Source organism: Nitrobacter hamburgensis X14, from assembly GCF_000013885.1.
GTDB classification, from domain to species: Bacteria; Pseudomonadota; Alphaproteobacteria; order Rhizobiales; family Xanthobacteraceae; genus Nitrobacter; species Nitrobacter hamburgensis.
In genome coordinates this window covers 170,021-195,599 of the sequence record NC_007964.1, presented here as the reverse complement: position 1 = coordinate 195,599, position 25,579 = coordinate 170,021, and the positions used below count along the sequence as shown (strand labels likewise).

General features: G+C 62.8%; 23 protein-coding genes and 1 tRNA gene. 11 read left to right on the top strand and 13 right to left on the bottom strand.

Annotation, left to right across the window (positions count from 1 at the left end; all coding sequences use genetic code 11):
- Nucleotides 1–110 precede the first annotated feature (110 nt).
- The 4 genes from rpoN (at nt 111) to NHAM_RS00855 (ending at nt 3,879) form a co-directional block, all read left to right on the top strand.
- On the top strand, nt 111–1,751 hold the full coding sequence (rpoN, locus tag NHAM_RS00870) for an RNA polymerase factor sigma-54 (protein WP_011508780.1): 1,641 nt from the start codon (nt 111–113) through the stop codon (nt 1,749–1,751).
- 56 nt (nt 1,752–1,807) lie between these two features.
- The gene (hpf, locus tag NHAM_RS00865) at nt 1,808–2,404 is read left to right on the top strand and encodes a ribosome hibernation-promoting factor, HPF/YfiA family (RefSeq protein WP_011508779.1); all 597 of its coding nucleotides are present in this window, start codon (nt 1,808–1,810) and stop codon (nt 2,402–2,404) included.
- Between the two features lie 250 nt (nt 2,405–2,654).
- A complete protein-coding gene (gene ptsN, locus NHAM_RS00860) occupies nt 2,655–3,116 on the top strand; it encodes a PTS IIA-like nitrogen regulatory protein PtsN (RefSeq protein WP_011508778.1) in 462 nt (153 codons plus the stop codon).
- 361 nt (nt 3,117–3,477) lie between these two features.
- Nucleotides 3,478–3,879, top strand: coding sequence for a DUF930 domain-containing protein (locus NHAM_RS00855; RefSeq protein ID WP_245269968.1), 402 nt, complete (start codon nt 3,478–3,480; stop codon nt 3,877–3,879).
- A gap of 384 nt (nt 3,880–4,263) precedes the next feature.
- Here NHAM_RS00855 and ilvD read toward each other — a convergent pair whose 3' ends face one another.
- The 5 genes from ilvD to NHAM_RS00830 form a co-directional block, all read right to left on the bottom strand.
- Entirely contained in the window at nt 4,264–6,105 is a 1,842-nt protein-coding gene (gene ilvD, locus NHAM_RS00850; protein WP_011508776.1) for a dihydroxy-acid dehydratase, read from the bottom strand.
- A 265-nt stretch (nt 6,106–6,370) separates the two neighbouring features.
- Entirely contained in the window at nt 6,371–6,637 is a 267-nt protein-coding gene (locus tag NHAM_RS00845; protein WP_011508775.1) for a DUF1150 family protein, read from the bottom strand.
- Nucleotides 6,638–6,742: 105 nt separating this feature from the next.
- Complete coding sequence (locus NHAM_RS27410) at nt 6,743–7,174, bottom strand: Hsp20 family protein (RefSeq protein WP_011508774.1); 432 nt, start codon at nt 7,172–7,174, stop codon at nt 6,743–6,745.
- A 311-nt stretch (nt 7,175–7,485) separates the two neighbouring features.
- A tRNA-Ala gene (locus NHAM_RS00835) sits at nt 7,486–7,561 on the bottom strand.
- 181 nt (nt 7,562–7,742) lie between these two features.
- On the bottom strand, nt 7,743–8,156 hold the full coding sequence (locus tag NHAM_RS00830; RefSeq protein WP_011508773.1) for a TIGR02300 family protein: 414 nt from the start codon (nt 8,154–8,156) through the stop codon (nt 7,743–7,745).
- A gap of 145 nt (nt 8,157–8,301) precedes the next feature.
- Between NHAM_RS00830 and aroA the strand changes: the two genes are divergently transcribed.
- The 3 genes from aroA to rpsA all read left to right on the top strand — a co-directional run bounded on the left by aroA (nt 8,302) and on the right by rpsA (nt 12,385).
- A complete protein-coding gene (gene aroA, locus NHAM_RS00825; protein WP_011508772.1) occupies nt 8,302–9,651 on the top strand; it encodes a 3-phosphoshikimate 1-carboxyvinyltransferase in 1,350 nt (449 codons plus the stop codon).
- Entirely contained in the window at nt 9,648–10,277 is a 630-nt protein-coding gene (cmk, locus tag NHAM_RS00820; RefSeq protein ID WP_011508771.1) for a (d)CMP kinase, read from the top strand. Before aroA ends, cmk begins: the two co-directional genes overlap by 4 nt.
- A 407-nt stretch (nt 10,278–10,684) precedes the next feature.
- The gene (rpsA, locus tag NHAM_RS00815; protein ID WP_011508770.1) at nt 10,685–12,385 is read left to right on the top strand and encodes a 30S ribosomal protein S1; all 1,701 of its coding nucleotides are present in this window, start codon (nt 10,685–10,687) and stop codon (nt 12,383–12,385) included.
- Nucleotides 12,386–12,575: 190 nt separating this feature from the next.
- Here the strand turns inward: rpsA and nth are convergent, their stop codons facing one another.
- Nucleotides 12,576–13,490 carry an endonuclease III gene (gene nth, locus NHAM_RS00810; RefSeq protein ID WP_245269967.1) on the bottom strand — a complete coding sequence of 305 codons (915 nt, stop codon included), beginning with the start codon at nt 13,488–13,490 and terminating at the stop codon, nt 12,576–12,578.
- 16 nt (nt 13,491–13,506) lie between these two features.
- On the opposite strand from nth, the gene NHAM_RS00805 reads away from it, so the two are divergent.
- Complete coding sequence (locus tag NHAM_RS00805) at nt 13,507–14,031, top strand: DUF2244 domain-containing protein (RefSeq protein ID WP_011508768.1); 525 nt, start codon at nt 13,507–13,509, stop codon at nt 14,029–14,031.
- A 161-nt stretch (nt 14,032–14,192) separates the two neighbouring features.
- Entirely contained in the window at nt 14,193–15,101 is a 909-nt protein-coding gene (locus NHAM_RS00800; protein ID WP_041357520.1) for a methylated-DNA--[protein]-cysteine S-methyltransferase, read from the top strand.
- Between the two features lie 135 nt (nt 15,102–15,236).
- Here NHAM_RS00800 and NHAM_RS00795 read toward each other — a convergent pair whose 3' ends face one another.
- The 5 genes from NHAM_RS00795 to dnaK form a co-directional block, all read right to left on the bottom strand.
- On the bottom strand, nt 15,237–15,860 hold the full coding sequence (locus NHAM_RS00795; protein ID WP_011508766.1) for a 2,3-bisphosphoglycerate-dependent phosphoglycerate mutase: 624 nt from the start codon (nt 15,858–15,860) through the stop codon (nt 15,237–15,239).
- Nucleotides 15,861–15,901: 41 nt separating this feature from the next.
- A complete protein-coding gene (dapB, locus tag NHAM_RS00790) occupies nt 15,902–16,717 on the bottom strand; it encodes a 4-hydroxy-tetrahydrodipicolinate reductase (RefSeq protein ID WP_041358562.1) in 816 nt (271 codons plus the stop codon).
- A gap of 403 nt (nt 16,718–17,120) precedes the next feature.
- Entirely contained in the window at nt 17,121–17,723 is a 603-nt protein-coding gene (locus NHAM_RS00785) for a class I SAM-dependent methyltransferase (RefSeq protein WP_011508764.1), read from the bottom strand.
- A 93-nt stretch (nt 17,724–17,816) separates the two neighbouring features.
- Nucleotides 17,817–18,950, bottom strand: coding sequence for a molecular chaperone DnaJ (gene dnaJ, locus NHAM_RS00780; RefSeq protein WP_011508763.1), 1,134 nt, complete (start codon nt 18,948–18,950; stop codon nt 17,817–17,819).
- A 155-nt stretch (nt 18,951–19,105) separates the two neighbouring features.
- Nucleotides 19,106–21,004, bottom strand: a complete 1,899-nt coding sequence (dnaK, locus tag NHAM_RS00775) for a molecular chaperone DnaK (protein WP_011508762.1) — start codon at nt 21,002–21,004, stop codon at nt 19,106–19,108.
- A 656-nt stretch (nt 21,005–21,660) separates the two neighbouring features.
- On the opposite strand from dnaK, the gene NHAM_RS00770 reads away from it, so the two are divergent.
- Nucleotides 21,661–22,599 carry a hypothetical protein gene (locus tag NHAM_RS00770; RefSeq protein WP_011508761.1) on the top strand — a complete coding sequence of 313 codons (939 nt, stop codon included), beginning with the start codon at nt 21,661–21,663 and terminating at the stop codon, nt 22,597–22,599.
- Between the two features lie 164 nt (nt 22,600–22,763).
- On the opposite strand, the gene grpE is transcribed toward NHAM_RS00770, so the two are convergent.
- Together grpE and hrcA are read right to left on the bottom strand one after the other, a co-directional pair.
- Complete coding sequence (grpE, locus tag NHAM_RS00765; RefSeq protein WP_041357518.1) at nt 22,764–23,357, bottom strand: nucleotide exchange factor GrpE; 594 nt, start codon at nt 23,355–23,357, stop codon at nt 22,764–22,766.
- A gap of 99 nt (nt 23,358–23,456) precedes the next feature.
- Complete coding sequence (gene hrcA / locus NHAM_RS00760; protein ID WP_011508759.1) at nt 23,457–24,545, bottom strand: heat-inducible transcriptional repressor HrcA; 1,089 nt, start codon at nt 24,543–24,545, stop codon at nt 23,457–23,459.
- 180 nt (nt 24,546–24,725) lie between these two features.
- Between hrcA and rph the strand changes: the two genes are divergently transcribed.
- Nucleotides 24,726–25,439 carry a ribonuclease PH gene (rph, locus tag NHAM_RS00755; protein ID WP_011508758.1) on the top strand — a complete coding sequence of 238 codons (714 nt, stop codon included), beginning with the start codon at nt 24,726–24,728 and terminating at the stop codon, nt 25,437–25,439.
- Nucleotides 25,440–25,579 lie beyond the last annotated feature (140 nt).

Sequence of the window (25,579 nt, the reverse complement as noted above, 5' to 3'; positions counted from 1 at the left end):
TGCAGACCTCAGGTTGAGGCCGGAGTTGAATTGCGTCGCCGACAAGGCGTGTACATCCGGCCGCAAAACAGTTAAGCAAGAATCGGACCAATCTTTGGACCGGTCTTGGCATGGCGCTGACGCAGAGACTCGAATTCCGCCAGTCCCAGTCGCTGGTGATGACGCCGCAGCTCATGCAGGCGATCAAGCTGCTGCAACTGTCGAACCTCGATCTCACCGCGTTTGTCGAGGACGAACTGGAGCGGAATCCGCTGCTGGAGCGCGCCAGCGACGGCCCCGAGCCGCCGGCGGCTGGGGAGCCCGCCGCTCGCGACGCCGAATTTTCAGAAGGCGGCGACGCGGCGGCTTTCGGGGACGACGACACGGGCGAGCGCTCCGGCGGCCAGTCCTCAGAACCCGCGCCCGACGAGTGGATCAACAGCGAACTCGGCAGCCGCACCGAGATCGAGCAGACCTTCGACAGCGGCCTCGAAAACGTCTTTCCGGAGGAACCGGCCGAGGCCGCGGCGCGAGCCGCGCAGGATTCCGCGCCGACCGCGTTCACCGAATGGGGTGGCGGCGCCTCGAATGACGACAGCTACAATCTCGAGGCCTTCGTCGCGGCCGAGGTGACGCTCTGCGAGCATCTGGCCGAACAGCTCGCGGTCACTGTGACGGCGCCGGCGCAGCGCATGATCGGACGCTATCTGATCGATCTCGTCGACGACGCCGGTTACCTGCCGCCCGACCTCGGCGAGGTCGGCGACAGGCTCGGTGCCGGTGCCGACGACGTCGCAGCCGTTCTCGCGGTGCTGCAGACGTTCGATCCGCCGGGGATCTGCGCCCGCAATTTGAGCGAGTGCCTTGCAATCCAGTTGCGCGAGAAAGATCGCTACGATCCGGCGATGCAGGTTCTGGTCGAACATCTCGATTTGCTGGCCAGGCGCGACTTCGCAGGTTTGCGCAGGATCTGCGGCATCGACGACGAAGACCTCGCCGGGATGATCGGCGAAATCCGTCATCTCGATCCCAAGCCGGGCTTGAGGTTCGGCACCCCGCGTACGCAGACCGTGGTGCCCGACGTTTATGTGCGGCCGGGCCCGGACGGCGGCTGGCTCGTCGAACTCAACAGCGATACGCTGCCGCGCGTGCTGGTCAACCAGACCTATTATGCCGAACTATCGAAGACGATCCGCAAGGACGGCGACAAGGCCTATTTCACCGATTGCCTGCAAAACGCGACCTGGCTGGTCCGTGCGCTCGATCAGCGCGCCCGCACCATTCTCAAGGTGGCGACCGAAATCGTGCGCCAGCAGGACGGCTTTTTCACCTCGGGCGTGGCTCACCTGCGGCCGCTCAATCTCAAGACCGTGGCGGACGCGATCCAGATGCACGAGTCGACGGTGTCCCGCGTCACCGCCAACAAGTATATGGCGACGAATCGCGGCATCTTCGAGCTGAAATATTTTTTCACCGCATCGATCGCCTCGGCCGACGGCGGCGACGCCCACTCGGCGGAGGCCGTCCGTCACCACATCCGGCAACTGATCGATGCGGAAGACCCGTCGGCCGTTCTATCCGACGACACCATCGTGGAACGATTGCGCCAAGCCGGCATTGATATCGCCCGCCGCACCGTGGCGAAATATCGCGAAGCCCTGCGAATTCCCTCCTCGGTGCAGCGCCGCCGCGACAAGCAGAGCGTGCTTGGCAACGCGCGGACGGCGGCTGCCCCTTCGGCCGACCGCTCCCGTGACATCGCACCGGCTTGATTGCGCGCGCGCGACGCCCGATAATCCGTTCCTACTCATGATGGATGAGGCCTGCCATGACACTTCGAATCTCGGGCAAGAGCATCAATGTCGGCGAGGCGCTGCGCGGGCGCCTCAACAGTCGCACCGACGAAGTTCTCCGAAAATATTTTGACGGAAAATATTCTGGCCACATCACGCTGTGCAAGGACGGCTTCGGATTCCGCACCGACTGCGCGCTGCATCTGGATTCCGGAGTGACGCTCGAAGCCGAATCCAACGCCGCGGATGCCTATGCGAGCGCAGACCAGGCACTGTTGCAGATCGAGAAGCGACTGCGCCGTTACAAGAGCCGCCTCAAGGATCGCTCGGCCCGCAAGATCCACGCCACGACGGAAGCGGTCGCCGTGCTCGACGCGCCGAGTTACGTCATCGAGGCGCCGAACGTGGACGGTGAAGACGAGGTCACCGCCTTCAATCCGGTCATCATCGCGGAAGCCATCACATCGCTGAGGCGGCTTTCGGTCAGCGAAGCGGTGATGGAACTCGATTTCACCGGCGTGCCGGTGCTGGTTTTCCAGCATGGCTCCAGCGGCCGCGTGAACGTGATCTATCGCAGGCCAGACGGCAATGTGGGCTGGATCGACCCGCCGGCGGTGAACGGCTCTGCATGACGCGCCGCCATTGACGCCCGGAACACCGGTCCCTATGGTCCGCGACCTTTCCGAACCGGTTTTCCACCGGCCGGGACAAAAGTTCAGGAATTGGCATTGGGCTTGCGTTAGACTATAAGCCCGGGCATTCCCGGCCGGAGGGCCGCGGACCGCCAACCATGTGCGTTCGCCGGTATGTGGGCTTACGCTTGTTGCTGTATCTGACGCGTCTTCCGCAACCCTGACGGCAAACCTCACCTCGGAACGTCATATGATGATTACTGATCTGGTCGCACCCGAGGCGATCCTTCCTGCATTGAAGGTCAACAGCAAGAAGCAGGCGCTGCAGGAACTGGCTGCGCGCGCCGCTGAATTGACCGGGCAGAACGACCGCGCGATTTTCGAGGTGCTGTTGCGGCGCGAGAAGCTCGGAACCACGGCTGTCGGCTACGGCGTCGCGATTCCACACGGCAAGCTGCAAAAACTCGACAAGATATTCGGCCTGTTCGCACGGCTCGACCGCCCGATCGATTTCGAGGCGATGGATGGCCAGCCGGTCGATCTGATTTTCCTGCTGCTGGCACCCGAGGGCGCCGGCGCGGATCACCTGAAGGCGCTGGCGCGAATCGCGCGGCTGCTGCGCGATCAGGATATTGCCAACAAACTGCGCGCCTCGCGCGATGCGCAGGCGATCTACTCGGTGCTGGCGCTGCCGCCGGCGACAGTCCCCTGAGCTGTTGCGAATCGCTCTGGCATGATCCCGAAAAGTGGAAACCGGTTTTCGGATAAGATCATGCTCAATCAAAAGGATCGGGCTAGAGTCTGATTAAACTCAGTTGAATCTGACTCTAGAGCGATTCTTATTTTGACGGAACGGATCATCGGAACATTGCGGGCACTCACCCAACGGGAGAGATGACGGGTCACCCTTTGTGATTTCGCGCGAGCATGTACCGGCCCGGACCGCAATCGTTCTAGAGCCTTTCCGCTTCTGATCGAATCAGAAGCGGGCTCTATGATTTTGATCTGACGCGTTTTCTTCATGCGAACCGGTATCCACTTCGCTTGAAAACGCTCTCAATCTGTCCGGAGCCATGATGCCGTCCGCGAAATCCATCCTGCTGATCTGCGCCTTCGCTCTCACCGTCATGGCGCCGGCCGGCGCGACGGACCCGAGATTCATTGCAAGCCTCGGCAAGCTCGACCCGCAAACGCGACTGGAACAGATCTGCGACCTCGCGGCCGTCAAACACATCGGCAAGAGCGGGAAACTTCCGAAACCGGATCGCGCCAAATCCAACGTCATTACCCCGCCGCGGCATCACGGCGACACCATCGTTGCCAACGGCGGCGCATTCCGCAGCGGCGGGAAATGGTATGCGTTCTCGTTCAAATGCAAGGGGTCGCCCGACCATCTCGATGTGCTGTCGTTCACCTATCGCGTCGGCGCGATGATCCCGAAATCGAAGTGGCCCGAATACGGGCTGTGGGACTGAGCTGTTTTCAATCTTCGCGAACAGAGACGAGCCTCTTCACTCTCCCTGCCGGAGAGAGGGGGGAGACGCTCTTCGTTGCTGGATAAGCATTTCGCTATAGCAGGATACTAGAGCCTTTTCGCTTCTGATTGAATCAGAAGCGAGGCTCTATGATTTTGATTTGACGCGTTTTCTTCACGCGAACCGGCATCCACTTCGCTCGAAAACGCTCTAAAAAAACGTTCCGTCATTCCCGAAGCCGCGTTAGCGGCTGTCGGGAATCCAGTAGCACGAGGAGAATTTGTGAATACTGGATTCCCCGATGTGCCATCGCACATCTGAGGTCCGCAGCTTCGGTGCGTCCGGAAATGACGAGAACGACGGAAAGTATTTACAGCAGGCCTGCTAATCCTTCACCACCCGCACGGCGCCGAGCGCGGCGCTGGTGGCATGGGCGGCGTAGGCCTTCAGCGCCATCGTCACGCGGCGCTTGCGCGGCGCCGGCTTCCACGCCTTGTCGCCCTTCGCTTCCATCGCAGCGCGACGACGCTCGAGCTCGGCGTCGCTAACGTCGAGATGCACCTTGCGGTTGGGAATGTCGAACACGATGCGATCACCTTCCTCGACGAGACCGATCGCACCGCCCTCCGCCGCTTCCGGCGAGACATGGCCGATCGACAGACCCGACGAGCCGCCGGAGAACCGGCCGTCTGTGATCAGCGCGCACTGCTTGCCGAGGCCCTTCGATTTCAGATAGCTGGTCGGATACAGCATTTCCTGCATACCCGGACCGCCGCGCGGTCCCTCGTAGCGGATCAGCACCACATCGCCCGGCTGGATCCTGTTGGTGAGGATGGCGTCCACCGCGGCGTCCTGGCTCTCAAAGATGCGCGCGGGGCCAGAGAATGTCAGGATGCTGTCGTCGACGCCCGCGGTCTTCACGATGCAGCCGTCGCGCGCGATGTTGCCGTAGAGCACGGCGAGACCGCCGTCCTTCGAGAAAGCGTGTTCGGCGTCACGGATGCAGCCCGAGCTGCGGTCGGCGTCGAGCTCCTCGAAGCGCTTGTCCTGACTGAACGCGACTTGGGTGCGCACGCCGCCCGGCGCGGCCAGATAGAAACTGCGCACGCTGTCGCTTTTTGTCCGTTTGATGTCCCAGCGTTCCAGCCCGTCCTTCAGCGAGGTACTGTGAACCGTCGGCAGGCTGGAGTCGATCAGGCCCGCGCGATCGAGTTCGCCGAGAATGCCCATGATGCCGCCGGCGCGATGCACGTCTTCCAGATGCACGTCCACCACCGAGGGCGCGACCTTGCACAACACCGGCACGCGGCGCGACAGCCGGTCGATGTCCTTCATTGTGAAAGGCACTTCGCCTTCGTAAGCCGCGGCGAGCAGATGCAGCACGGTGTTGGTGGAGCCGCCCATCGAGATGTCGAGCGTCATCGCGTTTTCGAACGCCTTGAAGCTCGCGATCGCGCGCGGCAGCACGCGCGCGTCGTCCTGCTCGTAGTAGCGCCGCGCCAGATCGACGATGAGATGACCGGCTTCGACGAACAGGCCCTTGCGGTCGGCGTGGGTGGCGAGCACCGAGCCGTTGCCGGGCAATGCGAGGCCGAGCGCCTCGGTCAGGCAGTTCATCGAATTGGCGGTGAACATGCCCGAGCACGAGCCGCAGGTAGGGCAGGCCGAGCGTTCGATCGCCTCGACGTCGGCGTCGCTCACGCTGTCGTCGGCGGCGGCGACCATGGCGTCGATCAGATCGACCGACCTGATCTTGCCGTTGACGTTGACCTTGCCCGACTCCATCGGACCGCCGGAGACGAACACCGCGGGAACGTTGAGGCGCAACGCCGCCATCAGCATTCCGGGCGTGATCTTGTCGCAGTTGGAGATGCAGACCATGGCGTCGGCGCAATGCGCGTTGACCATGTATTCGACGCTGTCGGCGATGATCTCGCGCGAGGGCAGGCTGTAGAGCATGCCGTCGTGGCCCATGGCGATGCCGTCATCCACCGCGATGGTGTTGAACTCCTTGGCGACACCGCCGGCCTTCTCGATCTCGCGCGCCACGAGCTGGCCGAGATCCTTGAGGTGGACATGGCCGGGCACGAACTGGGTGAAGGAATTGACCACGGCGATGATCGGCTTGCCGAAGTCTTCATTCTTCATACCGGTGGCGCGCCACAGGCCGCGGGCGCCGGCCATGTTGCGGCCGTGGGTGGAGGTGCGGGAGCGATAGGCGGGCATGGGGATTTCCCGAATGTTCAATGGATTGGCGCGACCATACAGGGCCGCCGATCGAGGTCAAATGCAACCAGCCGACCATGGGATCGGCCTTTGGAGTCTGATTGAGCATGATCTTATCCGAAAACCGGTTTCCACTTTTCGGGATCATGCTCTAACGGCTTGGCCGGAGCGGCCGGGCCGTCAAACAGAAAAGCGGCAGCGCTCAACGCGCCGCCGCTTTCCGCTAACTCGGTCGCGCGCGACGGCGGCGCGCCTCGCGCGTCTCTCAATGCACGCTGACGGCCTGCAACTCGTTGCTCCAGGCGCTCGCGACCGCGGCCTCGCGCGAATCGGTGAGCATGATCGGCGTGCCGTCGGCGGCATGCAGCGCAAACAGCATGAGGCCGGGCGCGATTTTCGGGGCCTGCGGAAACAGGTCCGGCACGTCCTCGGAACGGACCTGCTTCACATAGGCGATATGGCCTTCGCCGAGCTGCGCCAGCGCCTCGATCGAAAGGCTTTCGGGCTGTAACGTAGCACTCACTTCACGCATGATCTCGACTCCTTCTGCTGGATTAAGCGGTCGAGTCCGCTACTCGTTGTACCCGGATGCATGGCCTTCGCCGGAAAACCGGTTTCCACTTTTCCCGGCCATGCATTATTCGTGTTCATTGATCGCGATTGTCTTAACAATCCTTTCAGCTTCCGGCCTGGCCAGATCGACGGACAGTAGCCCGTTTTTCAAGTCCGCGCCCAGCACCAACATCCCCTCCGCCAGCACAAAGGTGCGCTGGAAGTGGCGCGCGGCAATGCCGCGATGGATGTATTGCCTGATCTTGTCGTCCTGCTGCCGGCCGCGGATGACGAGCTGATTTTCCTCAATGGTCACATCGAGTTGGTCGCGGGTAAACCCCGCCACCGCCAGCGTGATCCGAAGGCGTTCGGGCTGACCGTTGTTCCGGTCGCACCCGCACCGCTCGATGTTGTAGGGAGGATAGCCGTCGGCGCCTTTGACGACGCGGTCGAGCGCACGCTCGATCTCGTCGAATCCCAAAAGGAACGGACTGGACAACGATGGAACACGAGACATCACAAAGTCCTCTCGAAGCGACTTTGATGCGCTCGACCAGCAAAAGTGAAACCGGTTTTGCGTCCGGTCGCGCGCCAACTTGAATGGCGCATGATCCGGTCGCCGAACCGCCCACACTTCGGCGGATCTTGCGCGGGGCCCTTGCGGCACCCCGTTTTGGCCGTCTGGTGGTTCCCAGCCGGTCAGATCAAATATGGCGATGTTTTGAGCGTCGTTCAAGACGTCCGGCGCATCGACCAACACTTTGAAATCGGGTCGGGAATCAAGTCGCCTGCGGCCAAACCCAACGTCTTGAAAGACCGGATGAGGCGTGGTGGAGCCAGGCGGGATCGAACCGCCGACCTCTTGCATGCCATGCAAGCGCTCTCCCAGCTGAGCTATGGCCCCCGGATCACGATGATTTTGGATCGGACCGATCCAAAATCATGAACGTGATCGAGTTCAATATTCTAGAGCGGGATGCGGGAGGAAAACCGCTAACACTTTTCCTCATCCCGCTCTATAGCGATCCGCACCAAATCAGGGCGGCGCGGTCTCAAAGACCCTGAACCACAGTTCAGGGCCGATCTCAAGTCTCCTCGTCGTCTCCGACGTCGCCGATGATGTTGGTCACGTCCTCATCGCCCTCTTCCTCGTCGGCGATGAAGGTGGAGTCATCGTCCTCGTCAAGGGTGTCGTCGACCTCGATATCATCCTCGGACTCCGGGACGACGGCCTTCTTGACCTTGCCGGTGTTCTCCTCGGCGTCGGCCTCCTCCAGCGAAACCAGCCCTTCGGCCTCGGCGGGTTCCGGCGACGCATCGGACGCTGAAGCCGCGGCAGCGGCGGCGCGGGCGGCCTCGCCGCGGGCCCGCACCGGCGCCACGACGATCGGCACGACCTCGCCGGTGTAGGGCGAGATCACCGGGGTCTTGTTCAGATCGTAGAACTTCTTGCCGGTCGTCGGGCAAATGCGCTTGGTTCCGAGCTCGGATTTGGCCACGTGTGGAATCCTGGGATTTCTTGAAAAGCGGTGCTTCACTTGGCTAGTTGGGGCGGCCCTGTCAATAGCGCTTTGCAGACGAAGCCGAAGGCGTGACGCGCCGGCGCCCCTGTGATACCAGCCGCCGACAAAGGAACCCGCAATCTTGACTCATTCCGGCCAACCGGCGCCGCTCGAGGCGCGAAAATGCCAGTCCCTGATCGGGCGCGTCCGGGTGCCGGGCGACAAGTCGATTTCCCACCGGGCCCTGATTCTGGGTGCGCTGGCGGTCGGTGAAACCCGAATCGCTGGACTTCTCGAGGGCGAGGACGTGCTCAACACCGCCAAGGCGATGCAGGCACTGGGGGCAAAGGTCGAACGGCGGATCGACGACAAAAGCGGGATCGTCTGGTCGGTGCGCGGCGTCGGCACAAGCGGGTTCGCGACGCCCGAGGCGCCGCTCGATTTCGGCAATTCCGGCACCGGGTGCCGCCTGGTGATGGGCGCGGTGGCCGGTTGTCCGATAGTAGCGACCTTCGATGGCGACGGCTCGCTGCGCTCGCGGCCGATGCGGCGCATTCTCGATCCGCTCGAACTGATGGGCGCGCGGGTGACGGGCGAGAGCGACGGCGGCCGGCTGCCGCTGACGCTCGCAGGCGCGCGCGATCCGCTGCCGATCGTGTACCGCACGCCGGTCGCATCGGCGCAGATCAAGTCGGCGGTGCTGCTGGCGGGATTGTCGGCGCCGGGCATCACCACCGTCATCGAGAGCGAGGCCAGCCGCGACCACACCGAGCTGATGCTGAAGCATTTTGGCGCGCAGATTGTTTCCGTGTCCGACGGCACACACGGGCGCAAAATCTCGTTAACCGGACAGCCCGAACTGCACGGCGCCGCCGTCACGGTACCGGCCGACCCGTCATCGGCGGCGTTTCCGATCGTCGCCGCGCTGATCACCGAAGGCTCCGACATCGTGCTGACCGACGTCATGACCAACCCGTTGCGAACCGGCCTGTTCGCCACGTTGCGCGAGATGGGCGCCTCGATCGAGGAGAGCGAGACGCGCCTTGATGCCGGCGAGCCGATGGCGCAACTACGGGTGCGCGCCTCAAAGCTGCGCGGCGTCGAGGTGCCGGCCGCTCGCGCGCCGTCGATGATCGACGAATATCTGGTGCTCGCGGTCGCGGCGGCGTTTGCCGAAGGCACCACCGTGATGCGCGGGCTGCACGAATTGCGCGTCAAGGAATCCGATCGCCTCGAAGCCGCCGCCGCCATGCTGCGCGTCAACGGCGTCGCGGTCGAGATCGCCGGCGACGACCTGATCGTCGAGGGCCGCGGCCGCGTGCCCGGCGGCGGTCTGGTCACCACCCACATGGATCATCGCATCGCGATGTCGGCGCTGGCGATGGGCTGCGCGTCGGATGCGCCGGTCAAGGTCGACGACACCGCCTTCATCGCCACGAGCTTTCCGGATTTCGTGCCGATGATGCGGCGGCTGGGAGCGGATTTCGCATGATCATCGCCATAGACGGACCCGCGGCATCGGGGAAAGGCACGCTCGGCAAGCGCCTGGCGCATCACTATCACTTTCGCCATCTCGATACCGGGGTGATCTATCGGGCGGTCGCCAAGGCCCTGCTCGACGCCGGCGCGGACCCGGCCGACGAGGCGCTCGCGGTCGCGGCCGCGCTTGAGCTCGACCCGGAAAAATTCGGCCATCCCGCCCTGAAAACCCAGACGGTCGGCGAGGTCGCCTCGGTCGTGTCGGCGTTTCCCCGGGTGCGCGAGGCGCTGCTGACGTTCCAGCGCCAGTTCGCCGCCGAGCCGCCCGGCGCGGTGCTCGACGGCCGCGACATCGGTACCGTGATCTGCCCCGAGGCCGACGTGAAAATTTTCGTGGTGGCCGATCCGGTCGTGCGGGCCCGGCGGCGTACGCTGGAGGCGCGCTCGCGCGGCGAGGAGGCCGATGAGGCGGTGGTTCTGGCGGATATCCTCAAGCGCGACGAACGCGACCGCAACCGGCCCATCGCGCCGCTGAAGGCGGCCGCCGACGCCCATGTGCTGGATAATTCCAACCTCGACATCGAGGCCGGCCTGAAAGCCGCCATCGCCATCGTCGAGGCGGTCAGGGCTGGTCGCTAGCTGTGTGGAGCCTCCATAGGTTGTCCTCAGGGCCTTTTAAGGCCGTTCGCACCATCACGACGCTGCGGGACGCGGATTCCGGACTTGCCGCAGTGCCGCTTGGCCGTTATATCCTTCGCGTCCGGGCTCACCGATAGTGTCGAGACCGCCCGAGCGGGCCGGCCGGAGTTTCAAACTCCCGCCGTCATTGGAGGAACGCCCGCTCAGTCTCGATGTCGATCGTTCTGCGGTCGATCGCTCCTGAAAGACTCCGGACCACATCATCGTTTCGAACGCGAAGGCTTGCTGCCGGCCCGTTGCTGCATGTTCCCCGCACGACGGTCGTCAGGGCCGCGGACCCCTGACCCTTCCCGCGCGTTACGCCTATCAACCCGAACCGCCGGCAAGTATCCCGCATTGGAGAACAAATGGCTTCGACTGATACCTACAACCCGTCCCGCGACGATTTCGCCGCGATGCTCGATGAGTCCTTCGCCGGCGGCAGCCTGCAGGAAAGCTCCGTCATCAAGGGCAAGGTGGTTGCGATCGAGAAGGACATGGCCGTCATCGACGTCGGCCTCAAGACCGAAGGCCGCGTGGCGCTGCGCGAATTCGCCGGACCCGGCCGCGAAAACTCCCTGAAGGTCGGCGACGAGGTCGAGGTGTTTCTCGATCGCATCGAGAACGCGCTCGGCGAGGCCGTGCTGTCGCGCGACAAGGCGCGCCGCGAGGAGAGCTGGGGCAAGCTCGAAAAGGCGTTCCAGAACAACGAGAAGGTCCACGGCGTCATCTTCAATCAGGTCAAGGGCGGCTTCACCGTCGATCTCGACGGCGCCGTAGCCTTCCTGCCGCGCTCGCAGGTGGACATCCGCCCGATCCGCGACGTCGGCCCGCTGATGAACAACACCCAGCCGTTCCAGATCCTCAAGATGGATCGCCGCCGCGGCAACATCGTCGTCTCCCGCCGCACGGTTCTGGAAGAGACCCGCGCCGAGCAGCGCCAGGAACTGGTGCAGAACCTCGAAGAGGGTCAGGTCATCGACGGCGTCGTCAAGAACATCACCGACTACGGCGCGTTCGTCGACCTCGGCGGCATCGACGGCCTGTTGCACGTCACCGACATCGCCTGGCGCCGCGTCAATCATCCGACCGAAGTGCTGGCCATCGGCCAGACGGTGAAGGTCAAGATCATCAAGATCAACCACGAGACCCACCGCATCTCGCTCGGCATGAAGCAGCTCCTCGACGATCCGTGGCAGGGCATCGAGGCGAAGTATCCGCTCAACGCCCGCTACACCGGTCGCGTCACCAACATCACCGACTACGGCGCGTTCGTCGAACTGGAGCCAGGCATCGAGGGCCTGATCCACGTTTCCGAGATGTCGTGGACCAAGAAGAACATGCACCCCGGCAAGATCGTCTCGACCTCGCAGGAAGTCGAGGTGCAGGTGCTCGAGGTCGACGCCGTCAAGCGCCGGATTTCGCTCGGCCTCAAGCAGACCATGCGCAATCCCTGGGAAGCGTTCGTCGAAAAGCACCCGGTCGGTTCGACCGTGGAGGGCGAGGTCAAGAACAAGACCGAGTTCGGCCTGTTCCTCGGCCTCGAGGGCGACGTCGACGGCATGGTCCATCTCTCCGACCTCGACTGGAAACAGCCGGGCGAGCAGGTCATCGACAACTTCAAGCGCGGCGATATGGTCAAGGCCATCGTGCTCGACGTCGACGTCGAGAAGGAGCGCATCTCGCTCGGCGTCAAGCAGCTCGAAGGCGACCCGTTCGCCGAGCCGGGCGACGTCAAGAAGGGCGCGGTCGTGACCTGCGAAGTGCTTGAGATCAAGGACGGCGGCATCGAGGTGCAGATCGCCGGCACCGAGTTCCAGACCTTCATCAAGCGTTCGGAACTGGCGCGCGACCGCAACGACCAGCGCAGCGAGCGTTTCGCCGTCGGCGAGAAGGTCGATGCCCGCGTCATCCAGTTCGACAGGAAGGCCCGCAAGGTGCAGGTCTCGATCAAGGCGCTTGAGGTCGCCGAAGAGAAGGAAGCCATTGCGCAATATGGCTCCTCCGATTCTGGCGCGACGCTGGGCGACATCCTCGGCACCGCGCTGAAACAGCGCACCGACAAGTAAGCGTCAGCTTCTTTATTGCAGCCGACCAAAGGCTCCGGTTTCGACCGGAGCCTTTTTGTTTTGCAGGAAGTGGTGCGGCGCTGGAACCCAAACGCCAGTGTTCGCGTTTCTTATGGTACGCAGGTCTTCCGCAGCGAGCGGGCCGGGTTATCGCTCTCGGCTCGCGGAAAGATGGATGAACGACCGAGCTTTAGATCGTTTTTTCCGGCCAGCGGCACAGGTCGTTGATCAAGCACACCGCGCAGCGCGGCGATCGCGCCAGGCAGGTGTAGCGTCCGTGCAGGATCAGCCAGTGATGCGCATGCAGCATGAACTCGTCCGGGATCACGCGCTCAAGTCCGAGTTCGACCTCGAGCGGCGTCTTGCCCGGCGCCATGCCGGTACGGTTGCCGACGCGGAAGACATGGGTGTCAACCGCCATTGTGTGCTCTCCGAACGCCATGTTGAGCACGACGTTGGCGGTCTTGCGTCCCGCGCCGGGCAGCGATTCGATCCCGGCGCGGCTGCGCGGGACTTCGCCATTGAAGTCCGCGAGCAGTTTTTCCGACAGCGCGATGATGTTCCTCGCCTTGTTGCGATAGAGCCCGATGGTTTTGATGTGATCGCGGACCTTCTCCTCGCCGAGCGCCAGCATCCTGGCGGGCGTATCGGCGACCGCGAACAGGGCACGAGTCGCCTTGTTGACACCGGCGTCGGTCGCCTGAGCCGACAGCACCACCGCGACCAGCAGCGTGTAGGGGTTGAGGTGCTCGAGTTCGCCCTTCGGCTCGGGATTGGCGTTGCGGAACCGCACGAAGGCTTCCCGGATTTCGGCCACCGTCCAGGGCCTGAGGGGCGGCGTGGGCGCCGCCGACCCACGTGCCGACCGACGTGCCGGCTTGGCGGGCCGCTTGGCGGCGGGCAGGATGGCCTTGGAGGCGGCCCCGGCCTCGGGTGTCGCCGCCCGTTTCCGCGGTTTTGCCGCCGGAGCCTGCCCCAATTTCGCCGCAACGGATTTTCGCTGCCCAAGGTTCGCCTCAGGAGCTTTCGGGGGTGGTTCGGCGGTCCCGCCGCGAGCAGAACTCAGCTTTGCAAAGCTCCGGCGGGTGTTTTTCGTCATGATCATGGTATAGTGATTTCCAATGACATTGGACAATAACCTGACCAATCCGGAGCTTGCGGAGCAGACGCTGTTTTCAGCCCTGCTGACGCCGCACCGCTCGTTGACTCAAGCCGGTTTCATTGTGCTGATGACGATCGTGACCGTGGTGAGCTTTGTCGCGGGAATGGTGTTCCTGATGATGGGCGCCTGGCCGGTGTTCCTGTTTTTCGGCCTCGACGCCCTCATGATTTACTGGGCGTTCCGGATCAATTTCCTGCGGGCCAGAGCCACGGAGGAAATTTTCATCACCCACTTCGAGTTGCGGGTGCGCCGCACCAGTCATCGCGGTCATATCGTCGAGTGGGTTTCGAACCCGCTCTGGGTGCAGCTCGACCAGAAAATCCACGAGGAGTATGGCATCGAGCGGCTCTATCTGGTTTCGCGCGGCCGCCGGATCTCGATCGCGAGTTTTCTTGGTCCGGACGAGAAGGTAAGTTTTGTCGAAGCCTTATCAGCAGCGCTACAACTTGCGAAACGCGGGCCGACCTACAATCCGCTCTCTTAGAGCGTTTTCGAGGAAGTATGTCCTCAGGCTGACCCGAGGATGGGTACGGATTCGCGTGAGGAAAACGCGTCAAATCAAAATTATAGAGCCCCGCTTCTAATTCCAAAAACCCTCGCGGGAATCGGGTGGCTGCGACACAGCCGCCGCCTTACATTCGTGTCATGATGACGTTTGCAAAAAGCTTCGCCCCGAATGATCCACGCCTCACGCTGCCGGGCGCAGAAAGTGCCGCGCTGCGCGACTACGATGCGGTGCGGCGCGCGATCGCTTTTATCTCGGCAAACTGGCGCACGCAGCCGACCATTGCAGCGATAGCCGACGCCGCCGGCGTGGCGCCGGATGAACTGCATCATCTTTTCCGCCGCTGGGCGGGCCTGACGCCGAAAGCCTTCATGCAGGCGCTGACGCTCGACCACGCCAGGGGGCTATTGCGCAAGTCCGCCAGCGTGCTCGACGCCGCCCTCGACTCCGGCCTCTCAGGTCCGGGTCGCTTGCACGACCTGTTCGTCACGCACGAGGCGATGTCCCCCGGCGAATGGAAAAACGGCGGCGCCGGCATGAGGCTGGCTTTCGGTTTTCACCCCTCGCCGTTCGGCACCGCGATCGTGATCGCCAGCAGCCGCGGCCTCGCGGGACTCGCTTTCGCCGACGCCGGCGAGGAGCAGACCGCGCTGGCCGATATGAAACGGCGCTGGCCCAACGCAACCTACGTCGAGGATCACGCCGGAACGGCGGCGCTTGCGCAGCGCGTGTTCGATACAAAACTCTGGCGGCCGGATCAGCCGTTGCGTGTGGTTCTGATCGGGACGGATTTCGAGGTGCGGGTCTGGGAGACCCTGCTCAGGATTCCCATGGGCAAGGCCACGACCTATTCAAGCATCGCCGCCAACGTAAACAGCCCGAAAGCCTCGCGCGCCGTCGGCGCCGCGGTCAGCAAGAACCCGGTGTCGTTTGTCGTTCCCTGCCATCGCGTGATCGGCAAGAGCGGCGCACTGACCGGCTATCACTGGGGCATCACCCGCAAGCAGGCGATGCTGGGTTGGGAAGCCGGGCAGGTCGGCGTCGAGTAGAGCCTTTCCGCATCTGGTGGAATCAGAAGCGGGGCTCCATGATTTTGATCTGACGCGTTTTCCTCACGCAAACCGGTATCCATCCTCGGGTCAGGCCCGAGGACATGCTTCGCTCGAAAACGCTCTGAAAGCTTTTCAGGCCGCCAGATCAAGCTTCGAGGCCACGGTCGCATCGGCGTTCAGCCGATAGATCACCGGCGCGCCGGTCGCAAGTTCGCGCTTGAGAATCTGTTCGGGCGACAGTTTTTCCAGCACCATCACGAGCGCGCGCAGCGAATTGCCGTGCGCCGCGACGAGCGTGCACTCGCCGCGCAGCACGCATGGCAGGATTTCCTGCACGAAATACGGCAGCGTGCGCGCCAGCGTATCCTTCAAACTCTCGCCGCCTGGTGGCGGCACGTCATACGAGCGGCGCCAGATCAGCACCTGTTCTTCGCCCCATTTCTTGCGAGCCTCATCCTTGTTGAGCCCCGCAAGATCGCCGTAATCCCGTTCGTTCAACGCCAGATCTTTCCTGACCGGAATTCCGGTCTGACCCAATTCCTCCAGCACGAGGTCGAGCGTGTGTTCGGCACGGATCAACACCGAGGTAAAGGCAATGTCGAACGCAAAACCCTGCTCTTTCAGCTTGCGTCCTGCATCCTTTGCCTCGGTCACGCCGAGCTCGGTCAGATCCGGATCCTTCCAGCCCGTGAACAGGTTCTTCAGATTCCATTCGCTCTGGCCGTGACGCACGAGCACCAGAAGACGTTCGCTCATTCTGCCTGTTCCCGCTTTTTCAATCCTGAAAGTCGCAAATGCTATAGGTCGCCCAGCCCGAGCACGTCGGCCATCGAATAAAGGCCGGGTGTCTTGCCGTGCGCCCACTTCGCGGCCTTCAACGCACCATGCGCGAAGATCATCCGGTCTTCGGCATGATGAGACAACGTTATGCGCTCATACGGACCCGCGAAGATGACGCTGTGATCTCCGGACACGGTGCCGCCGCGCAGCGAGGCAAAACCAATATCGCCCGATTTGCGGGCACCGGTGATCCCATCGCGCCCACGCGCCGCGTGCTGATCCAATACGATCTTGCGGCCGTCGGCCGCCGCCTGCCCCAACATCAGCGCCGTGCCGGAGGGCGCGTCGATCTTGGCCCTATGATGCATTTCAAGAATTTCGATATCGAAACTCTCATCCAGTGATTGCGCCATCCGCTTCACCAGCGCGGCGAGCAGATTGATGCCCAGACTCATATTGCCCGACTGCACGACAACCGTGCGCGAAGTCACGCTCTTGATAACCGCCATATCCGAAGCCGACAGGCCGGTGGTGCCGATGACATGAACCAGTCCGCGCTCGGCGGCGATGGCAACATTCGCGATGGTCGCGGCCGGAACCGTAAAATCCAGGATACCGTCGGCGTGCGCCGACAGCGACCAGAGATCTGCCGATACTTCAATCCCGTTCGCGGGAAGACCGGCCAGAACGCCGGTGTCCTTTCCAATCAACTCGGAGCCCGGCGGCTCGAGCGCGCCCGCCAGCACCGCACCACCGCTTTCCGCTATCGCGCGCACTAAAGCGCGACCCATCCGGCCGCCTGCTCCAGCAACAATCAAACGCATGTCGGCCACGACCGAGTCCTCAAAATACTCTCCGGGTATAGCGGGCGCTACGTTTCCCGGCAACCGATCAGGCTCTGCATCAGCCCGCTCGCGCCGGGTTGAGAGACGTCGTAACGCTCGACGACCCCGTTCGTCTTTCGAACGCGGCGTGCCAACCATGATCGCTGTCTGGTATTCCGGCGAACGAAAGCAGGCGTCGGTAATGCCGGCCGCATCAAGCGCGGCGATCGGGCGGCCGCGTCGTCCTTTCAGGCCGCATTTCATCTCGCCGCGTGTTTCCCGGCGACATCGATCAATTGGCGCACCATCGCCTTCCGCGCATCGAGCCGGTGCGGAGCAAGCCCGGAATGACGAGGATTTCCGGCGCGGACATCGGTCGCATCGCGGGGCGATCGGCCGTCGCGCCGGCTCATCAACCCCTGCGATACACCCAGACGCGTGCGGGGGGGAGGTTCATCCAGATCCGCTCGGACGCTTCCGTTGAAATACCGGGCAGCGATTTGGGGATTGGCGGTACGACCGAATAGGTGAACTGCACGAACGGCGCGCCGGGGGCGAGCGCCGCGAAGGCGTCCCGGATCAGCTTGAGCCGGGTCAACATCGGCTTGGTGACGAGCGGCAGGCCGGAGACGATAGCCGAGGCGCGGGCGCTCAGTACGTTCCACAGCGAATCCCGCAACGTATAGGCATCGCCCTGAACCACCGTCGCCTGCGGGTAGCGGTCGCGAAGCAGCGCACAAAACCCCGGATCGTATTCGATCAGCACAAGACGCTTCTGATCGACGCCGTGCTCGATCAACGCATTGGTGATCGCGCCGGTCCCCGGTCCCAGTTCGACGACCGGATCGGTCGATCCGACATCGACATACTGCGCCATTGTGCGGGCCAGGATGCGTCCGGACGGCATGACTGCGCCCATATGAAGGGGTTTTTCGAACCACGAGCGGAGAAAGCGGACCTCGTCGTCAAGACGGAGCGGTTTCTTCGGCGCACGCGCAGACAATTGCAAAGGCATTTCGCACCCAGGTGGGGTCAACTACTGGCAGGGGATCAGACTTGAGTTATACACAGGTACAGCCGACAATCGAAACGGTCAAGCAAAAGGCCATTACGGACTCGCGCGGGTGCCAAAGAAGTCCTTGACCTTAGTGAAGAAACCCGCCGCCTCGGGTTGCGTTGCACCCGACGATAACTTCTCGAACTCGGCCAGAAGTTCCTGCTGTTTCTTCGTCAGGTTTTGTGGCGTTTCAACCACCACTTGCACATACATATCGCCGGTCTGGCGCGAGCGCAGCACTGGCATGCCTTTTGATGCGATGCGGAATCGGCGGCCCGACTGAGTCCCGGAGGGCACCCTCACCTTGGTCTTGCTCTTGTCGATGGTCGGCACCTCGAATTCTCCGCCAAGCGCGGCGGTGACCATCGAGATCGGAACGCGGCAATGCAGATCGGCGCCGTCTCGCTGGAAGAACTCATGCGGGGCGAGAGAGAGGAAAATGTAGAGGTCGCCCGGCGGCCCGCCACGGATTCCAGCCTCGCCCTCGCCGGCAAGACGGATGCGGGTGCCATCCTCGACACCGGCGGGAACATTGACTGAAAGCGAACGCTCCCGGTTGACACGGCCCGTGCCACCGCAGGATGGACAGGGATCCTCGATCATCTGGCCGCGCCCCTGACAGCCGGGACAGGTGCGCTCCAGCGTGAAGAAGCCCTGGGCCTGGCGAATCCGGCCAGCGCCGCCACACATCGCGCAGTTCTTCGGCTTGGTCCCGGCCTTGGCGCCCGTGCCCGAGCAGGATTCGCATGTGACCGAGACCGGAATTTCGACCTGGGCGGTCTTGCCCTGGAAAGCCTCGTCCAGCGAGATTTCCATGTTGTAGCGAAGGTCCGCGCCTCGCTCCCGGCCGCCACCGCGGCCGCGCTGCCCGGCCATTCCGAACAGGTCCTCGAAAATGTCGGAGAACGACGAAGCGAAGCCCGCCCCGAATCCGGGGCCACCGCCCATACCACCATGCTCGAATGCGGCATGACCGAAGCGATCGTAGGCGGCGCGTTTGTCGCCGTCCTTCAGGACTTCATAGGCTTCGTTGATTTCCTTGAAGCGCATTTCGCTGGTCGCATCGCCCGGATTTCTATCCGGATGCCATTTCATAGCCAGCTTGCGAAAGGCCGCCTTGAGTTTGGAATCATCCGCGTTTCGGTCGACCTCAAGGGTTTCGTAGTAACAGCGCTTGGTCGACATCAGTCCATTCCGCCCGAACGTCGCTTCATCCCGGAAGACGCATGAACGATTCGTTCATCGAAGGATGCAGCGTCCCGCTTAAGGAGCCACGACCCCCGCCCTTCGAGACGCGCTGCGTACTCCGAGGAAACGGAGATCATGGTCATTCTCGCCGCTTAAGCAGACTTCTTGTTCTTGTCGTCGTCGACCTCGGTAAACTCCGCATCGACGACATCGTCCTTCGCAGCGTCCTTGGCCGCATCGGCTTCAGCCTGCTGCTTGTACATGGCCTCGCCGAGCTTCATGGACGCCTGCGCCAGCGTGTTGGTCTTGGCCTTGATCGCCTCGGCGTCGTCGCCCTTCAGCGCTTCCTTCAGATCGCTGACGGCATCCTCGATGGCGCGGCGCTCGCTGTCCTCGATCTTCGAGCCGTGCTCGGCGAGCGCCTTCTCGGTCGAGTGGACCAGCGAGTCGGCATGGTTCTTGGCGTCGACGGCCTCGCGGCGTTTCTTGTCTTCGATCGCATTCGCCTCGGCGTCCTTGACCATCTTGTCGATGTCGGCCTCCGACAGGCCTCCCGAGGCCTGGATGCGGATCTGCTGTTCCTTGCCTGTCGCCTTGTCCTTCGCCGACACGTTGACGATGCCGTTGGCGTCGATATCGAACGTCACCTCGATCTGCGGCATGCCGCGCGGGGCCGGCGGAATGCCCATCAGATCGAACTGGCCGAGGATCTTGTTGTCGGCCGCCATTTCGCGCTCGCCCTGGAAGACGCGGATGGTGACGGCGTTCTGGCTGTCCTCGGCCGTCGAGAATACCTGGCTCTTCTTGGTCGGGATCGTGGTGTTGCGATCGATGATGCGGGTAAACACGCCGCCCAGCGTCTCGATGCCGAGCGAGAGCGGGGTAACGTCGAGCAGCAGCACGTCCTTGACGTCGCCCTGCAGGACGCCGGCCTGGATCGCCGCGCCAATCGCGACAACCTCGTCCGGGTTGACGCCCTTGTGCGGCTCCTTGCCGAACAACTGCTTGACGACTTCCTGGACCTTCGGCATGCGCGTCATGCCGCCGACCAGCACCACTTCGCCGATCTCGCCCGCCGTCAGGCCGGCATCCTTCAGCGCCTTGCGGCACGGCTCAATGGTCTTCTGGACGAGATCATCGACCAGCGCCTCGAACTTGGCGCGGGTGAGCTTCATCGTCAGATGCTTCGGGCCGGACTGGTCGGCCGTGATAAACGGCAGGTTGATTTCGGTCTGGGTGGTCGACGACAGCTCGATCTTGGCCTTCTCGGCAGCTTCCTTCAACCGCTGCAAGGCCAGCTTGTCGTTGCGCAGGTTGATGCCCTGCTCCTTCTGGAACTCGTCGGCCAGATAGCTGACCAGGCGCATGTCGAAGTCTTCGCCGCCAAGGAACGTATCGCCGTTGGTCGACTTTACCTCGAACACGCCGTCGCCGATCTCGAGGATCGACACGTCGAACGTGCCGCCGCCGAGATCATACACGGCGATGGTGCCTTGCTTAGCCTTGTCGAGGCCATAGGCCAGCGCGGCCGCGGTCGGCTCGTTGATGATGCGCAGCACTTCGAGGCCGGCGATCTTGCCGGCGTCTTTGGTGGCCTGACGTTGTGCGTCGTTGAAATAGGCGGGAACCGTGATAACGGCCTGATCGACCTTCTGACCGAGATGGGCCTCGGCGGTCTCCTTCATCTTCTGAAGCGTGAAGGCCGAAATCTGCGAAGGCGAATAGGTCTTGCCGTCGACCTCGACCCAGGCGTCGCCGTTGCCGGCTTTCGCGATCTTGTAAGGGACGAGGTGCTTGTCCTTTTCGACCGTGGGATCATCGTAACGGCGGCCAATCAGGCGCTTGACAGCAAAAATGGTCCGCTCGGGATTGGTCACGGCCTGGCGCTTGGCCGGCTGCCCGACGAGGCGCTCACCGTCATCGCTAAAGGCGACGATGGACGGCGTAGTCCGCATCCCTTCCGCGTTTTCGATGACTTTCGGCGTCTTGCCGTCCATTACGGCCACGCACGAATTCGTGGTGCCGAGGTCAATCCCGATGACCTTTCCCATGGTCCTTATATCCTTCTTGTTGCGGCAGTCCGGTCAGGCCCTGGCGGCACCCTCATCCAGACCCCCAGATATCAATTACTCGCGATCTAGCGATGGTGAGCCTCATATAGGAGGGGGGGTGGGGGCTGCAAGGACCGGACCTCTCTCCGCCACATGAAAACGCGATTCTTTTGCGTCGGGCAGGCTCAAGGGGATACGGCCGGATAAGCAGATATTAACCGGGAGCACGCTACAATGTCTGGCTCTGGACGCAGTCTCCGCACCGATGACAAGACGGTCGTGAGCGCGGCGTCGATCGTGGTTGCCCTGTTCCCTCGCGACCGTCGGCGGCACCCTTCGCAACCCGGTAACCGAAGATTACGATGAGATGGCGCACCTGTCCGATATGGCAGCGCTTCAGTCGATACCCGAACCGTTCCGGCCAGGTCGAGCGGCTGCATCTGATCGATCCGGCGAACTGGCGCGGTCAACAAAGACGATCTGTGCTCGCCACGCCCTGTCTCGTCTTCGTCGCACAATAATGTGTGCCGACCATCGATGGACCTTGATAGGGCAGCAGTCAGGTTTTCGTGAAACACATCGTTCGCATCACCACCGCCGCGACCGCGTACCCGGCCGATCATTGAACGGCCTTAATGCAAATCCAATAGGCTCCCATGAGACATCTCACGCAACTGATAGCCGTTCTGTGTGTGCTGAGCGGCGTAGCTCCCGCCTTCGCCGACGACCCGGTCTATGCGCCGGGGACCCGGATCGGGCTGGTTCCACTGATAGGCCTTTCCCCGTCCAAGACATTTCCCGGCTTCGAAACCGCCGATCATCGGGTCAAGGTCGTTGTTGCCGAACTCCCCGCCGCCGCCTTCAAAGACGTAGAAAACCTTGCCAAATCCGACACCGCCGGCGCTCAGGTAATAAAGCCTCAAAGCCTCGAGACCGCGAGCGGACAAGGCTATTTCATCATCGAGACCGCCAAGAACGGCAATGATAACGTCCGCCGCTATTCGATGGTGGTTTCGGGCGGCACGTTTTCCGGATACATCGCCGCGCAGGTGTCCGAGAACGTCGAGAAGATCTATTCCGACCAGGCCATGCAAAAGATGTTCGCAACGGTAGCCTTGCGCAAGGAAGTACCGGTTGAGGAACAGCTTGGCCTGCTACCCTTCAAGTTGACCGAATTGAGCTCCTTCAAAATGATCCGTACGCTGGCGCCAGGAGCAGCCATCCTGCTTTCCGACGCCGAAACGGATGACGACATCGACGGCAAGGCCTTCCTGATCGTCAACCTGGTTGGGTCGGCCCCCGAACGGCCGGACGATCGTGGCCGGTTTGCGCGCGACATCGCAGCCACGATCCCAAACCTGCGCGACGGGCGTATCACCATGTCGGAACCGATGCGGATCAACGGATCGCCCGGTTTTGAAACACGGATCGACGCCACCAACACGCAAACGAATACGCCGGTGACCGTCGTCCAATGGCTGGTGTTTGGCAGCGGCAACACGGCAATGCGGCTGATCGGCAGTACGCCGCGGGACGGGTGGTCTGCCGTTTTTCCGCGCTTTCGTGCGGTCCGTGACGGTATCCGGCCGCACTAAGGGCTAGCCCGGCCTTAAGGATCAGCCGGGCTCCAGCTTGTCGTCTTGACGCGAACCGGTACCCATCCTCGGGTCAAGCCCGAAGACATGCTTCGCTCGAAAACGCTATAAACGCATTCATTCGGCCGACATCGCAAGCACAAGCCCGCGAAACAGGGCTGATTCTATTCAGACGCGGCTGCCTTGGCTCCGCCCTTCGCAACACCCACCAGCGCCGGACGCAGCACCCGCTCGCCGATCGTGTAGCCTGCCTGAATGACCTGCGCGATCGTGCCGACGGGGACTGACGGATCTGGAATTTCGTACATTGCCTGATGGACGTTCGGATCGAACTTTTCGCCGGCCGGATCGAACTTCTTCACGCCGTGTTTTTCCAGCGCGTTGTGCAGCGAGCGTTCGGTCAACTCCACGCCCTCGATCAGGGCTTTAAGTCCGGGATCAGCCGCCGCGCGCGCCTCGGTGGGCACCGCATCAAGCGCGCGTTGTAGATTGTCGGCAATATCCAGCACGTCGCGTGCGAACCCCGAGATGCCGTAGGTTCGCGCGTCCGACACCTCCCGCGCGGTGCGCTTGCGCAGGTTTTCCATCTCCGCCAACGTGCGCAGCATCCGGTCCTTCGCTTCCGCGACCTCTTTGGCCAGCGCTTCCAGCGACCCCTCCTCGGGATCGTCGGGCATGATGTAAGGCTTGGATACCACCGGCTCGGCCTCCGGAGCCGGATCGCCGGAATTGTCTGATTTGCCGTCGGAATCGGTCATTACGCAGCCTTCTCGCATGGTCTCGAACTGAAAGGGATGGTTGTGCGGGATATCGTGGTTCAGGCGGAAAAATCAAGCGCGGCGGGCGGCGGGTCCGGCTCAGCCACCGAGCATCTGGCTGACAATGCGGGCCGCGTAATCCACCATCGGGATCACGCGCGCGTAGTTCAGCCGGGTCGGTCCTATCACGCCGAGGACGCCGACGATATGGCCGGCACCGTCGTTGTAGGGCGCGATGATCGTCGAGGACCCGGACAGCGAGAACAGCTTGTTTTCCGAACCGATGAAGATGCGGACGCCATCGGCGCGTTCGGCGCGGCCGAGTAAGTCGATCACGCCGCGTTTGGTTTCGAGGTCGTCGAACAGCAGCCGCACCCGCTCGAGATCCTCCAGCGCGTGCAGGTCCTCCAGCAGATTGGCGTGGCCGCGCACGATCAGTTGCCGATCGTCGCTGTCGCCGCCCGACCAGCTCGCAATCCCGGCCGCGATGACCTTCTGGGTGAGCTGATCGAGTTCCGCCTTGCTCTGCGTCAGCGCCGTCTCGAGCTCGAGGCGCGCCTCGGCGAGCGTCCGCCCGCGGATTCGCGCATTCAGGAAATTCGACGCTTCGGTCAGCGCCGATGCCGGGACGCCGGACGGCAGCGTCAGCACACGGTTCTCGACCTGTCCGTCTTCGGCAACGAGCACTACGAGCGCCTTCTCCGGCTCCAGCCTGACAAATTCGATATGCTTCAAGCGCACGTTGGATTTGGCCGTCAGAACCACCGCCGCGGCCCGGGTCAATCCCGACAGCCGTGTCAAGGCTTGGTCCAGCGCGGCCTCGACCGATTGCGCCTTGCCGACCGACGCGAGCTGGGTCTGGATCGACTGGCGCTCCGTCTCGGTCAGGTCGCCGACCTGCATCAAGGCATCGACAAAGAACCGCAGGCCGAACTCAGTCGGCAAGCGCCCGGCGGAGGTATGCGGCGCATAAATCAGCCCGAGCTGTTCGAGGTCCGACATCACATTGCGAACCGACGCCGGCGAGAGCGGCATCGTGATCAGGCGGGAAATGTTGCGCGAGCCCACGGGCTCACCCGTCGCAAGATAGCTCTCGACGATCTGACGAAAAATGTCGCGCGATCGCTCGTTCAGCTGGGCCAACCCGGTGTTCGGTGCAATCAGACCAATCGGATCGTGATGGACCAACGAAATCTCCCGCGCATGATTATGGTTACGCTTGACAACCAAGCCTAATTTGTCGCTCCGGCGCACCGGTTACAAGCAGCCTTTGCGGCAATCGCTGTTTCCAGCCCTTGCCGCTGCGGCTCCCCGCCCCTAAAAGCACCGCAAGACAACGATTTTCATGAAATGGCTGGAGGATTTCCCATGCGACCTAGCCGTCGTGCACCGGATGAACTGCGCGCCGTGTCGCTGGAACGTGGCGTCGTCAAATACGCCGAGGGTTCCTGCATGGTGAAATTCGGCGACACCCACGTGCTGGTGACCGCGACCCTGGAGGAGCGGCTGCCGCCGTGGCTCAAGGGCCAGGGCCGCGGCTGGGTCACGGCCGAATACGGAATGCTGCCGCGCGCCACGCTGGAGCGGACGCGGCGCGAGGCCTCCGCCGGCAAGCAGGGCGGCCGTACCGTCGAAATCCAGCGCCTGATCGGCCGCTCGTTGCGCGCCGCAGTCGACCTCGAGGCGCTGGGCGAGCGCCAGATCACGGTGGATTGCGATGTGATTCAGGCCGACGGCGGCACCCGCACCGCGTCGATCACCGGCGCGTGGGTCGCGCTGGCCGACTGCATCGGCTGGATGAAGGCCCGCAACATGATCAAGACCAGCGTGCTTCGCGACAACGTCGCGGCGGTCTCATGCGGCATCTACAACGGCACGCCCGTCCTCGATCTGGACTATGCGGAGGATTCAGAAGCCGACACCGACGCCAATTTCGTCATGACCGGCGACGGACGCATCATCGAGGTGCAGGGAACCGCCGAGAAGACACCGTTCTCGCAGGATGAATTTCTCGCGCTGCTGGCGCTCGCGAAAAAAGGGGTCGCGCGGCTGGTGGATTTGCAGAAAATGGCGGTGGCGTGATTCGTCCCGTGCGCGTTTTGCCCGCAGGACTCTCCTCCTATAGCGTTTTGACGCGAAGCGGGTACCGGTTCGCGTCAAAACGCGTCAAAACAAGAAGCTGGAGCCCGACTTTGATTCCACCAAAGTCGGAATGGCTCTAG